General features: G+C 59.1%; 11 protein-coding genes. 1 reads left to right on the forward strand and 10 read right to left on the reverse strand.

Features of this window, described 5'->3' with window-relative positions; genetic code table 11:
* Window positions 1-114: 114 nt before the first annotated feature.
* The 3 genes from H0484_RS05470 to H0484_RS05480 form a co-directional block, all read right to left on the reverse strand.
* A complete protein-coding gene (locus tag H0484_RS05470; protein ID WP_226953469.1) occupies window positions 115-1,611 on the reverse strand; it encodes an NAD(P)H-hydrate dehydratase in 1,497 nt (498 codons plus the stop codon).
* Between the two features lie 112 nt (window positions 1,612-1,723).
* On the reverse strand, window positions 1,724-2,428 hold the full coding sequence (locus H0484_RS05475; protein ID WP_226953470.1) for an LrgB family protein: 705 nt from the start codon (window positions 2,426-2,428) through the stop codon (window positions 1,724-1,726).
* The gene (locus H0484_RS05480) at window positions 2,425-2,793 is read right to left on the reverse strand and encodes a CidA/LrgA family protein (protein ID WP_226953472.1); all 369 of its coding nucleotides are present in this window, start codon (window positions 2,791-2,793) and stop codon (window positions 2,425-2,427) included. The genes H0484_RS05475 and H0484_RS05480 overlap by 4 nt, the downstream gene beginning before the upstream one ends.
* Before the next feature lie 123 nt (window positions 2,794-2,916).
* On the opposite strand from H0484_RS05480, the gene H0484_RS05485 reads away from it, so the two are divergent.
* Entirely contained in the window at window positions 2,917-4,152 is a 1,236-nt protein-coding gene (locus H0484_RS05485) for an MFS transporter (RefSeq protein WP_226953473.1), read from the forward strand.
* A 58-nt stretch (window positions 4,153-4,210) separates the two neighbouring features.
* Here the strand turns inward: H0484_RS05485 and H0484_RS05490 are convergent, their stop codons facing one another.
* The 7 genes from H0484_RS05490 to H0484_RS05520 form a co-directional block, all read right to left on the reverse strand.
* Window positions 4,211-5,110: a pirin family protein gene (locus H0484_RS05490; RefSeq protein WP_226953475.1), complete on the reverse strand. Its 900-nt coding sequence runs from the start codon at window positions 5,108-5,110 to the stop codon at window positions 4,211-4,213.
* Between the two features lie 144 nt (window positions 5,111-5,254).
* Window positions 5,255-9,301 carry a phosphoribosylformylglycinamidine synthase gene (purL, locus tag H0484_RS05495; RefSeq protein WP_226953479.1) on the reverse strand — a complete coding sequence of 1,349 codons (4,047 nt, stop codon included), beginning with the start codon at window positions 9,299-9,301 and terminating at the stop codon, window positions 5,255-5,257.
* A 98-nt stretch (window positions 9,302-9,399) separates the two neighbouring features.
* A complete protein-coding gene (gene greB, locus H0484_RS05500) occupies window positions 9,400-9,966 on the reverse strand; it encodes a transcription elongation factor GreB (protein WP_226953481.1) in 567 nt (188 codons plus the stop codon).
* A gap of 72 nt (window positions 9,967-10,038) precedes the next feature.
* Window positions 10,039-10,389, reverse strand: a complete 351-nt coding sequence (locus H0484_RS05505) for a DUF192 domain-containing protein (protein WP_226953483.1) — start codon at window positions 10,387-10,389, stop codon at window positions 10,039-10,041.
* Window positions 10,386-11,252 (reverse strand): type II secretion system F family protein, encoded by an 867-nt coding sequence (locus H0484_RS05510; RefSeq protein ID WP_226953484.1) that lies wholly within the window; start codon window positions 11,250-11,252, stop codon window positions 10,386-10,388. Before H0484_RS05510 ends, H0484_RS05505 begins: the two co-directional genes overlap by 4 nt.
* A 9-nt stretch (window positions 11,253-11,261) precedes the next feature.
* A complete protein-coding gene (locus H0484_RS05515; protein WP_390624818.1) occupies window positions 11,262-12,086 on the reverse strand; it encodes a type II secretion system F family protein in 825 nt (274 codons plus the stop codon).
* A gap of 13 nt (window positions 12,087-12,099) precedes the next feature.
* Entirely contained in the window at window positions 12,100-13,842 is a 1,743-nt protein-coding gene (locus tag H0484_RS05520; protein ID WP_226953486.1) for an ATPase, T2SS/T4P/T4SS family, read from the reverse strand.
* Window positions 13,843-13,845: the final 3 nt, after the last annotated feature.

A 13,845-nucleotide genomic window follows, 5' to 3' on the forward strand; every position in this document is an offset into this window, starting at 1 on the left:
CTGAAAACATGACAAGACATCATAACCTGTCGGGCTTGCGCCCCGCCCGGAAAAGCCTACGCCCGAACGCAAGCCTATCGCGCTTGCTATTTGAACGAGATCGGAACTAAGCGCCTATAAAGCCCTGATCTGACACACGCTTTCATACAGAGCACGAAGCACAGAGGGTATCAGTGTCGGCAAATCCTCGGCAATCAGGCCAGGGCCAAAAGCTTGGGCCGCTTCGCCATGCAGCCAGACAGCAGCCGAGGTCGCATCGAAAGGCGCCATCCCTTGGGCCAGCAGACCCGCGATCAAACCGCTTAGTACGTCCCCGCTTCCGCCTGTTGCCAACCAGGCAGGTGCATTCGAATTAATGACGGCCCGGCCATCGGGCGCCGCCACCACAGTATCGGCCCCTTTGATCACGACCACCGCCCCGCTGATGGAAGCAGCTTGGCGCGCCCGCCAAAGTTTATCGCCCGGGACCTGGCCGAACAGGCGGGCAAACTCCCCCTCGTGCGGTGTCAATATACAAGGCCCGCGTATGGCACGAAACAGACTGGCCGGCTCCGGTGCAAAAGCCGTGATGGCATCAGCATCCAATACCGTGGCGCGCCGCGTCGCCAGCGCCGCCAGCACATGCTGACGGGTGGCTTCGGAAGCCCCCGCCCCCGGCCCCACCACAATGGCGTTCATACGAGTATCCGCCAACAAGGTATCCAGGCCCTCGGCGTCGCTTAAGCTATGCACCATGACGCTGGTGAGCGCCGCCGCATAGATGGGCCAGACGGGTTCAGGCGCCGCCACGGTAACCAAGCCAGCCCCGACCCGAGCAGCCGCCATGGCCGACAGCCGTGCAGCTCCCGTCATGCTCTCACCCCCCACCACCAGCACATGCCCACGGTGATATTTGTGACCGTCGAGTTGAGGCCACGGGTAGACATCGCTCCATAGAACCGGGGCGTTCTCACAGGCGTCCAAGCCCACATCGCCAAGTACGCTAGCAGCAATACCAATATCGGCCACTTCGACTGCGCCACACCATGCGCGCCCCGGCATCAGCACATGCCCTGGTTTTTTTCTAAAGAACGTGACCGTGTGGTCAGCACGAATATAGGTATCGCCCAGCGCTTGTCCGGTAGCCCCATCCAGGCCAGTGGGAACGTCGACTGCGCACACCGGCAGACGACTGTCGCGCACCGCCTGCACCATCTCGCGTGCCGGGCCCTCCAGCGCTTTACTTAACCCAGCGCCGAATAGCGCATCGACCACTACCGTGGCATCTTTGAGCAGCTGCGGTCCGAAAGCCTCGATACGCCCTTGGAAACGCTTGGCATAGTGAGCCGCATCCCCCTTGAGCGCAGAGCGTTCACCGAGTAAGCCCAGGCGAACCGGCCACCCCCACTGACGCAACTGCTCGGCAGCCACAAAGCCATCGCCGCCATTATTGCCTGGCCCGCATAGCACGACCACAGCGCCTCGCGGCCAATGACGCGATACCGCTTGCGCTACAGCCAAACCGGCCGCCCGCATTAGCTCCAGACTGGATATCCCCGCTTTAATCGCTGCCGCATCGGCTTTTGCCATGCGTGCAGGCGCCAACAAGGCCGTTTCATACATGTGATTCATGGTGCGCCGTACCGTTTTTACTGAGCCCGCTTGATTCATATGGGCATGATACGCCGCTCGCCTGCAGGCAAGGATACGAGTTGTGAGGGTTGAAACCAAGTATTGGCGCGGCTTACAGCCCCCACAACATCAATATCAGCGGCACCAGCAATGCAGTGGCGATGCCGTTCAAGCCCATGCCCAATGCGGAAAAAGCGCCAGCAGTGTCGTTTTCCTGAAAAGCCCTTGCTGTGCCAATAGCATGCGCACTTAAACCCATGGCAAAGCCCTGTACTGCAGGGTCACGTACCCCCACCAGCCTCAACAAGCCAAAAGTGAACATGGCGCCACTGACCCCGGTCATGGCGACTGCCACATTGGTAAATGAAGGCAGGCCGCCTGTGATGGCGGCCACGTCCATGGCGATGGGCATGGTGGCCGCGCGCGGCGCTAGCGATCGCACGGTCTCTAGGGAAGCCCCCAACCACCAAGCAATACCCACAGCCGAGACAATTGCCGTCACCGAGCCGGCCAGCAAGGCCACCAACAGGGGTTGCCACAAACGTTTGAGTCGCCCCCACTGCCCATATAGCGGTACTGCCAGCGCCACGGTAGCCGGGCCTATCAGCAAGGTCAGGAATCGGGTGTGTTCGGCATAGACGGGATAAGGCGTATCGGTTGCATATAGCAGCGCGATGATGATCGCCACGGATGTCAGTACGGGAAGCAATAATGGATGACTTCCACAGCGCCGGTACACCGTCAACGTGAACAGGTAAACCAGTAGCGTCACACCCGTCCAGAATAAAGGCAGGCTAGTCAAGGCCCATGAACTCATGAGATAGACTTGCCTTTACGTGCCTGCCGCGCCAGCATCCAGCGAAACGTGAAAGCGGTCACCAGCGTTGCCAGCGCCGCGCTGCCCAAACAGGCCGCCAAAAAAGCCAGCCATTCGGCGGCAATGCGGTCTAGGTGCAGCAGCAGCGCCGTTACCGGCGCAATGAAAAGCAGCATCAGATGAGGCAAGGCATGGCCGGCGGTATCACGCAGGCCACGGGGCACCTGGCCGCGCCAGACAAACCACGCCAAGAGCAACAACAGGCCGGCCAGCGCACCGGGAAAAGGCAAATGCAGCCACGCCACAAGCGTCTCGCCCAGCAACTGCATTAAAATAAGCACCGTGATGGCGGTGAGTACCGGCATGTGTTCCTCTGTTGTGCGTGCCTGCATCCGTCGTCGTTCATAGTAGTGTAACCCTGCCCATCTTTTAGGCACGCCCGACACATCAAGCATGATACCAGGGCGTTTCCAGCCATTCTCGCCTTCGTGTCCAATAACGATTCTTCTGCCTTTAGCTGGCGCGCCATTGCCATTTCCGCCTATGGCCCCTCTTTTTTGTTTGGCATCGCCGAAGGCGCACTTTTTCCGGTGATGGCGCTTAGTGCCAAGGCGCTGGGTGCGAACGTCGCCCAAGCGGGGGTAGTAGTCACCTTGCTGGGCATAGGTGCCCTATTGGCCAACCTTCCCGCCGCGCTCTTTACGGCGCGACACGGCGAGCGCCGTGCCATGATGGCCGCTGCCGTTTTCTGTTCGCTGGCCCTGTTGTTATGCGTCTTGGCAAACAATGTCTGGTGGCTGGGCGTGGGAGTCCTGCTGTTTGGCGCCGGCTCTTCCGTCTTCTTGCTTGCACGCCTTACCTATCTGACCGAAGCCGTGCCTATGGCCTTGCGCGCCCGGGCCTTATCTACGCTAGGCGGTGTCATGCGCATAGGAATGTTCATAGGGCCATTCTGTGCGGCAGCCTTGATGCATAGCCTGGATCTGGCAGGCGCTTATTGGGTTGCCATTGCGGCGCTGCTCGCTGCGGGCTTGCTGTCCTATTCCTTGCCCGATCTGGTCACCGCGCCGGCCAAAACCCAAGCAAGCCCCATATCCCCCGGCCTGCTGCGCACATTGCGCAAGCATTGGCGCGCCTACGTCACCTTGGGCTCGGTGTGCGCGCTGGTCAACGGCATCCGTGCCTGCCGTCAAGTCATAGTCCCGTTGTGGGGGCTGCATATCGGCCTGGACCCCGCCACTACCACTTTGGTTTACGGCCTGATGGCGGCCATGGACGTCCTCTTGTTCTACCCTGCCGGCCGTATCATGGATATTCGAGGCAGACGCTGGGCGGTCGTGCCCTCCATGTTGTTGATGGCCGCCGGTTTTGCCTGGATGATAGCCAGCGACTCACTGCTTTCCTTCACCTTGGCTTGCATGCTGATAGGTCTGGGCAACGGCATGGGTTCGGGCATCGTCATGACCATAGGCGCCGACATTTCCCCTCCGAATGCCCGCACCCAGTTTTTGGGGGGCTGGAGGCTGCTGAACGATGTGGGCTCCAGTGGTGGTCCCATCCTGGTTTCCGCCTTGGCTGCAGCCGCCACGCTCGCTACGGGCATTTCGCTGATCTCGGTCGTGGGGCTGATAGCGGCAGCCTTGTTCTGGCGTTGGCTGCCGGCTGATAACCAGCCCGCCAAAGTACCAGGTTTGCGGCAAGGGCAGCGGCTCAAGCAAGAATAAAAGCGTCGGTGCTGGCTGACACCAAGCACCGACGCTCACCGCAAAAACAACAGCAGGGTTAAGCGTGACGCCCGATTTCCGCAGTCTGTTGCGCCGCCTGTAACTGCCCAAAGCGCCCGCTGCGCAAGTCGGCAACGGCCCGAATAATCTCGGCTTGGGTGTTCATGACAAAAGGGCCATACCCCACTACCGGCTCGTCTATAGGCTTACCCGACAATAGCAACACGACTGCCTCGCCATTGGCTTCAAGCTTCACGCTTGTGCCTTCGCGATCGAACTGCACCCACTGCGCTTCACGAGCAACCTCACTGTCGTTGACCAGGACAGTGCCTCGCAACACGACCAAAATCGTGGTGTCGCCATCAGGTAGATCAAACACGGTCTGCCCTCCTGCCGACAAACGCACGTCCCAGACATTCATGGGCGTATGCGTATACGCCGGCCCCGAGCGGCCTTCGTAAGCACCGGCGATTGCCCTAAGGCTGCCAGCCTGGTCAGGCAAGGCAAGCACGGGAATATCTTCGGACAGCAGGCTTTGGTAGCCGGGGGCACGGGTCTTGTCTTGAGCAGGCAGGTTCACCCATAGCTGCACCATTTCCAAGGCTCCCCCTCGCGCAGCGAAGGCTTCAGAGTGGAACTCTTCATGCACGATGCCGTTGGCAGCCGTCATCCACTGCACGTCGCCCGGCCCGATTACGCCGCCGGCCCCCGTAGAATCTCGGTGCGCGACTTCGCCCTCGTACACAATAGTGACGGTTTCAAAGCCTTTATGAGGATGCTCGCCTACTCCGCGGATGCCACCGCCGGGCTCAAACTCGTGCGGCCCGGCGTAGTCCAGCAGCAAGAAGGGGCTGGCAATATCTGCATGATCGTTGTAATTGAACAGCGAACGCACAGGGAAGCCGTTGCCCACCCAGTGAGGGCGTGGGGCATCGTGGACGCGAATGATGGTCTTCATGGTCATTTCTCCTGGTTGAACGCCGTTTAAGCACCCAATATGGGTAAAACAGGCATGTACCTATGATAATTCGCAGCAGCACACTGCGGTAGCTGCTGCGAAACCACTAGACTGTTCTATTTATAGAACAATGACGCATCGGATTTAGTCTACCCAGACTCGTGCATTACGGAACATGCGCAACCATGGGCTGGCATCGCCGCCGCTATCCTGAGGGCCCCAGTTTTCGGGCGCCCAAGAGAACATGGCGCGGCGCGTCACGCGCTCGGGGTGCGGCATCATAATGGTGAAGCGACCGTCTTGCGTGGTGACACCCGCCAAGCCGCCGGGGCTGCCATTGGGATTGAAGGGATAGGTTTCGGTGCGCTTGCCGTGATTATCGACGTAATACAAGGCACCCAGCACCTGCGAGGCATCGCCTTGCGGCGCAAAATCGGCACGCCCTTCTCCGTGGGCCACCACAATGGGCACCTGCGTGCCGGCCATACCTTGCAAGAACAATGAAGGAGACTCAGGCACCTCCACCAAGGTAAGGCGGGCTTCGTATTTCTCCGAGGTATTGCGCACAAAGCGTGGCCAATGGCCTGCTCCGGGAATCAGGTCGGCCAAGGCCGCCATCATCTGGCAGCCATTGCACACACCAAGCGCAAAGGTATCGGTACGGCCAAAGAAGGCTGCAAACTCATCGGCCAGCTTGTTGTTAAAGCGTATGGACCTTGCCCAGCCTTCGCCTGCGCCCAAGACGTCGCCATAGCTGAAGCCGCCCACGGCGACTACGCCTTGCACGTCGTCCAGGCGGGTGCGACCCGAGATGAGATCGCTCATGTGCACATCCCAGGACTCAAAGCCTGCCTTGTCAAACGCCCAAGCCATTTCCACCTGGCTGTTGCAACCCTGCTCGCGCAAAATGGCCACGCGCGGACGCTTGCCAGTGGCGATGAAGGGCGCGGCGACATCTTGCTGAGGGTCGAAAGGCACACGCACGTTAAGGCCGGGGTTCTCGGCCAACAACCAGACATCATGCTCGGCCTGAGCGCAATCCGGGTTGTCGCGCAGGGTCATGATACGGTGCGTCACTGCGCTCCATTCAAGGGCCAATTCAGCACGGGTCGCCTGAAACACGCATTTGCCGTCGCTGAAAACCTGGATCTGGTGATTATCGTTGAGGCTACCCACCACATGCGAGCAAGCCGACAGACCCGCTTCACGCAGGCGCTTGAGCACATTATTACGTTCAGCTTGCGGCACTTGCAGCAAGGCACCAAGCTCTTCGTTGAACAAGGCTGCCAAGACGGCCTCGTTGCGTTGAACCGCCACCTGCTCTGGACGGATCTTGTAATCCCCCCAGTCTGCCGTGTGCGGGTCTATGGTCAGCATATCCAGGTTCAAGCTGACGCCCGTATTACCCGCAAACGCCATTTCGCAGGCTGCCGCCAGCAGACCACCGTCAGAACGATCGTGGTAGGCAAGCACCAAGCCATCGTCGGCAAGCTGACGCACAATATTGAAGAAGGCCTTCATGGTGTCGGCTGCTGCCGCATCGGGCACACTGGTACCGACTTGGCCATAAGCATGTGCCAGCACTGAACCGCCCAGACGTTGGCGCCCTTGGCCCAAATCAATCAGAATCAGGGAAGTCGCCCCGACATCGGTGCGCAGTTGTGGCGTCAGCGTGCGACGAACGTCTTGCACCGCTGCAAATGCGGTGACCACCAAGGAAACCGGCGACACAACGGCTTTATCTACGCCGTTGTCATCCTGCCAAGTAGTGCGCATAGACAACGAATCCTTGCCTACCGGGATGGACAAGCCCATGGCCTGACACCATTCGCTGATGGCACTGACGGTGTCGTATAAGGCGGCGTCTTGGCCAGGCGTCCCGCAAGCGGCCATCCAGTTGGCCGACAGTTTGATATCTTCCAATTTGCGTACATCAGCACTGACCAGATTCGTCAGGGCTTCGGCGACCGCCATGCGGCCCGAGGCCGCGGCGTCGATAACCGCCAGCGGGCTACGTTCGCCCATAGACATGGCTTCGCCTGCCAAGCCTTCGTAATCACCCAGTGTGACTGCGCAATCGGCGACCGGTACTTGCCAGGGCCCGACCATTTGATCGCGGCTGCTGAGGCCTCCAACGGTGCGGTCCCCTATGGTGATCAAAAAGCTTTTGTTAGCAACAGTAGGATGACGCAACACACGTTTGACGGCATCTTCCAAGTCGATGACAGTGAGGTCCAAGGCTTGAGCGACACCGGGCAGGCGCTGCACATCGCGCTGCATGCGCGGGGGCTTGCCCAAAATAACATCGATAGGCACGTCTACAGGGCGCGGCAGTTGCGGTTCGGCGTCGTCTTCAGGTGCAGCGACCCCCTCCAAGCCCTCACCCCAGGTGACGCGCAGCTGGCGCTCTTCGGTAGCGACACCGACGATGGCAAAGGGGCAGCGTTCGCGCTTGGCCAAGGCTGCAAAACGCGGCAGGTCTTGTTCGAGCAAGGCCAGCACATAACGCTCTTGCGACTCATTACTCCAGATCTCGGCAGCCGATAGCCCAGACTCTTCAAGATGCACCTGCTGCAACTCAAAAATAGCGCCACGGCCTGCATCGTTGACGAGTTCGGGGAAAGCATTGGATAAACCGCCCGCCCCCACATCGTGAATGGCCAATATGGGGTTGTCCTCGCCCATCTGCCAGCAGCGATCGATGACCTCTTGAGCACGACGCTCGAGTTCGGGGTTGCCGCGCTGTACCGAGTCGAAATCCAGTTCGGCGCGATTGGCGCCTACCCCCATGCTGGAGGCTGCGCCGCCGCCCATACCGATACGCATGCCGGGCCCGCCCAGCTGAATCAGCAAGGCGCCGGGAGGGATGGGGTCTTTCTTGACCAGACGGTCGTCTATGCTGCCCAAACCGCCCGCGATCATGATGGGCTTGTGATAGCCCCAGCGGGTATCACCCGCAGTTTGTTCGAAGGCGCGAAAATAACCCAGCAGATTGGGGCGACCAAACTCGTTGTTGAAGGCAGCGCCGCCTATGGGCCCTTCAATCATGATGTCCAGGGCGCTGGCGATGCGGTCGGGACGCCCGTAGGCATCTTGCTCCCAGGGCTCGATGGCGTCGGGGAAATTCAGATTGGAAACCGTAAAGCCTGTCAGCCCGGCCTTGGGCTTGGAGCCACGGCCCGTCGCACCCTCGTCGCGGATTTCACCGCCGGCCCCAGTTGCGGCACCCGGGAAAGGTGCGATGGCGGTAGGATGGTTGTGAGTCTCTACCTTCATCAAGGTGTGCATGAGCTGTTCGTGGGCCGCATAGACAGGCTGCCCTTGCTCGGTTTTGTTCTTGCCCGCGTGAAACACGGAACGCACGCCGCCTTGCATGACGGCGGCATTGTCGGAATACGCAACAATCGTGCCTTCGGGCTGGGCTGCATGGGTAGCCCGTATCATGCCGAACAAGGTGTTAGGCTGGGCTACCCCGTCGATAACCCACGTCGCATTGAAAATCTTGTGGCGGCAATGTTCGCTATTGGCTTGCGCAAACATCATCAATTCGACATCGGTGGGGTCGCGACGCAAATTCTTGAAAGCTTGCTCTAGGTATTCGATCTCGTCGTCCGACAAGGCCAGGCCAAGGTCTTGGTTGGCCTGTTCAAGCGCCTGACGCCCTTGCGCCAAGACGGCCACCGTTTGCACGGGCTTACCGGGCAACGAGACAAACATGGCTTGGCCGTCGAAATCGGCATCCACCACGGACTCGGTCATGCGATCGTGCAACAGTTCGGCCAACTGGGCCAATTGGGCTTCGTCCAGCTGCTGTGTGCGCAACAAGCCACGCGTGGGCTGAATTAGGTAGCGCACACCGCGCTCAATACGTTTTACCCCGTCGAAACCACAGTTACGGGCGATATCGGTGGCCTTGCTGGCCCAGGGGGAAACCGTACCCGGACGAGGGATAACGCGCAGCACCAAACCTTGGCGCTGAGCCGAATCGGCTTCTTGCGCGGTAGCGCTGAGCAGTTCGGCCACTCGTTGCGCTTGATCGGCGCCCAGCACATCGTTCGACCAGACATAAAATTCGTAGGTCGCCTGGATGTCGGCAATGGGCAAAGACAAGGCGGTAAACTGCTTCAGCAGGCGTTCACGACGGAACGGCGACAAGGCGGACGAACCAGAAAAATTCAGGATGGCGGACACGGCGGGCAGACCAGAAAATGGGGAATAAATAAGACCAACCTCTCATTTTAGCCCTAGCTGCTGTAAACCCGTATACCGCCGCGTTATCTGACTAAACGCTAGGCTTGGTCGGGCGCCTGCGGATAATGGACTTCCAGGATTTCAAGCTCATCCAGGCCTGCGGGCGTGCGCAAGGTTACAACTTCGCCCTCTCTGGCCTTGGTCAAGGCACGCGCCACCGGAGAAATCCAGCTGATGCGACCTTGCAGGGGTTCAGCCTCGTCTACGCCAACAATAGTGACGGTGAACGCTTCGCCCACTTTGTCTTCATAGACGACTGTTGCGCCAAAAAACACTTGGTCCCGGTTAGGCTGACGCCATGCTTCGACCACTTCAGCGAGCTCCAGGCGCTTGGTAAGAAAGCGGATGCGCCTGTCTATTTCACGCAAACGCTTCTTGCCATACAGATAGTCGCCGTTTTCGGAACGATCGCCGTTGGACGCCGCCCAGGAAACCACCTGTACGACAGACGGGCGCTCCTCGTTCATCAAATGCTCGAGTTCGCTGCGCAAGCGTTGATACCCCTCCGGGGTCATGTAATTACGCGTGCCCTGCGGCAAAGCGACGGCTTCCGGTTCGAGGTCGTCGTCTTCGTCATCGGATTCTTTGACAAAAGCTTTATTCATGACAGGAATTCCAAACAGCGCAACCAATTGTTTTCAGAGATGGGAAGCTGACATTCTACCGGCGTAAGCACTCTAGTTTGAGCTGACTTCTTCTGCCTTGCAAAGCGCCTGCGGCAGCGCATGCGGAAAACCGGGGTGGCGACGGCAGTATCCTCCCGGGAGCTCCAAGACTGAATCAGCTTGACTATGCCAAGCCCACCGGTTGGGTGGCAGGCTGGGAAGCAGACGCAAAAGCCTGCCTCGGCGATCCAGAAACAAGACATCCAGGGCCACAGGCAAACCAAAAGTGTGCACACCCCGACAAGGCAGCAACCACAAGCCTTCGTGCTCTTGAAGAGGTCGCCGCCACACGCCAAAGAGCCGATCAGAAAAACGATGGGCGCGAAAGATGCGCACTGGCGCGTTTAAGTCGAGTTCGCTCATGCCAAGCTCAAGAAACTCGCTACGAGCGGAAAACCGATGATCAGAAAGGTGCACGGAAAGATGCAGACTACCAAGGGGAACAACATCTTGACAGGTGCCTGCAAGGCCAGCTTTTCCGCACGCAGGAAGCGCTCGTCACGCTGCTGGGTGGATTGAGCGCGCAAGATGGGCCCCAAACTCATGCCGAACTGATCTGCCTGGCGTAGTGTCAGAGCAAGTTGCCGCAAAGCAGGCAGGCCTGTTCTACTGGCCAATGCATCAAAAGCATCCGCCCGCATCAAGCCCGTGCGCAACTGCGCCAACACTTCCGTTAACTCTTGTGTCAGCGGCCCCGAGGGGCTGTTCTCTACTGCCTGTTGCAATGCACCCTGCAAGCTCATACCGGCTTCAACACATAAAGTCAGCAAATCCAGAAAAAACGGCAGCTCGCGCGCTAATGCGCGTTGCCTGGCACGCTGACGTACACCCAACCATAGCCACGGCCACATACCGGCCAAACCGGCCACAACGGTGATTATGGACACGACCTTCGCTGTCGCCAAGTCGGTTTGCATCAGTAACAGCAGGCTCAGCAACCCCAGCCCTATCGCCAGCCACAGCTGCATGGCCACCCAGTGCTCGGGTGACCAGGCATGGATAAGCCCCGCCTTTTCTATACGGTGCTTTAACGCAGCCCGCCAATGCCAAAACAGAAAGGGGCGGCAAACATGCGCCATGGCATCCACCCACGGCCAGAACCACGCCATTTTGCCCAGACTGGAGGGTTTCCCCGGGCGATCAGGCTGCCGCCCTGGCTGCAAGAAAACCCAGGTGCAGGCGCTTAAGCACAAGGCCGCCATGAGAACGCTGATCCACAAAGCCATAGCCGTCGCCTATACATCAATGGCGACAATACGCCGTATCAGCAGCATGCCGCACACCTCTAACAAAAGAATAACGGCCAAGGTGGCCCACCCCATGGGGGTATGCCACAGTAAGGCCATCGCCTCCGGGTCCAGTTGATCAAGCACTACGGCCAACAACAAGGGAAGCAGCGCCATGACCCACGCTTGCATACGCCCCTGCGAGGTCAGAGCCTGGATACGCCCTTGCATGTACAGCCTAGACCTAAGGGTTGCGGCGGTTTTTTCTAAAGTTTCGGAAAGATTGCCGCCGCTGTGCAGCGCTACCCGCAGCGCAGACACCATCAGCGCGGTTCCTTCACCGGGCACACGCCTGCCCAACATCAGCAATGCCTCGTCGAACGACAGCCCCATACGCTGCTCCTGCAACATCAGCCCCATCTCTTGAGCCAGAGGTATCGGAGATTGTTGGACTATGTGCCGAACGGCTATCTGCAAACCCGACCCGGCTCGTAAAGCCGCCGCCAAACTCATCAGAAAATCAGGTAATTGGCGCTCGAACCGGGCTAACCGGGAACGTCTTAACGCCACCAGACCAAAACGTGGCAAGATCAGCACCAACACCATAACGGCTATGGTTACACCGGTCGCACGAGACAAGAGCCACACAATAGCGCCAACACCGGCGCAGACCCACAACTGGGCAATCCATAACTTGGCAGGGTCTACAAAAAGAAAAAACTCCCTCAAGCCATGCTGCGCCGTGTTTGTGAACTGACGGCGGTATCCCGTATAGGCCTTCGCGGTGCGCAAGGCTAGCCACACCCCGGCGGATGCCGCCGCAATAAACACCATAAGCATCAAGCCATCAAGCAAGGCGGCCTCCTTGCAGCGCATCAGGCACGACGGTGCGTCGGCTTAGCATAGCCATGTCGATACCTGAATGAGCAGAAGACAGCCCGCCACCCCGCGAAAGAAACTCAGGCATGACTTGGCAACCCACGAAAGACAGAGGAGGCCCAGCTTCCAGACGAAATAGATCCTGGGTCTGGATTCGACCGCTTTCCATGCCGGTGACTTCGACAATGGCGTTGATGCGTCTACGCCCATCGACAGCGCGCACCTGCTGGACGATAAGGTCTACGCTGGCGGCGATATGCTCCCGCACGGCAGCCAAAGGCAAATCCATACCGGCCATCAAGATCATGGTCTCCAGACGCGCCAGTGCATCGCGCGGGCTGTTAGCGTGCAAAGTGGTCAGTGAACCTTCATGCCCCGTATTCATGGCCGTCAGCATGTCGAAGGCTTCTGCCCCCCGACACTCGCCCACAACGATGCGATCGGGCCTCATGCGCAAGGCGTTACGCACCAGATCGCGAATCGTCACCGCCCCCCTTCCCTCTATATTGGCAGGACGTGCTTCCAAAGACACCAGATGGGGATGATTCAAACGCAGCTCGGCCGCATCTTCTATGGTGACAATGCGCTCCGGCAATGGGATGCAATGCGAAAGCACATTCAACAGCGTGGTCTTGCCTGAGCCTGTCCCCCCTGAAACGATGATATTGCGCCGCTGCATCACACAGGCATGTAGAAAGTCACTCATGGACGCATCCAATGCGCCGACACGCAGCAAGTCGTCCATATTCAATCTGCGCTGCGGGAATTTTCGTATGGTTAGGCAAGGGCCACGCAATGCAATGGGGGGAATGACGGCGTTGACGCGAGAGCCGTCTTGCAAGCGTGCATCCACCATGGGGGAGCTATCATCGATGCGTCGCCCTATAGGCGACACAATGCGATCCACCACACCCAGCACTGCCTGCTCGCTACTGAACTGGGCCGAATGCCGTTTCAAGCTGCCGTTGACCTCAACATAGATCTCGTCATGGCGATTGACCATGATCTCGGTGATGTCATTATCGGCAAGCAAGGTTTCCAATGGCCCTAGGCCTACCGCTTCATCCACGACCTCTTGCACCAGGGCCTGCGCGCTCCATTCTGGCGGCAGGTCGTCGTGTTCGCGCATGATGCGGCGCAGAACACCCACAGCTTCGACCCGCAACGCCTCATCACTCATGGCCGCCAAGTCTCGGCGACGCAGATCCAGGGCCTGTAGTAGTTCATTGTGCAATCGTTGCCGATAAGCCAGTTTGGCCGCAGCAGCCTCGGGAGTGCTCACACCTTCATACGTGTTTGGCCGGCTCGCGTTTGACTGTGTGTGGCCTTCATAAGCCAAAGCCAGGGTATCGGGCTCCACTTCCTTCATAGCCATGGCAACTCCACTTGCCTCGCGCTTGGCAAGCGGTAAATAAGTCGGCTCGGGCAAGGCGTCGACCTGCATACGACAAGGCCCGATTACGATTTCATCACCAATGCGCAGAGGGCCGTGATGAGAAATGCGGCGCCCGTTCAAGAAAGTACCCTGCAAAGAACCGCTGTCCTCTAGAAACACGCCAGCCGCGCCACAGCTAAGATTCGCATGCTCTTTGGCCACACGCCAAGCCGCAATATGCAGCTCTGCCTCTCGGCTGCGTCCGATACGCGCAGGTAGCGCCAGTTGCCTGCGTTCCTTGCGACCATCCTCATATTCCAGCGACAAGATCAACATGGC

The organism is Mesopusillimonas faecipullorum, from assembly GCF_020539505.1.
In the GTDB taxonomy this organism is placed as follows: domain Bacteria; phylum Pseudomonadota; class Gammaproteobacteria; order Burkholderiales; family Burkholderiaceae_B; genus Mesopusillimonas; species Mesopusillimonas faecipullorum.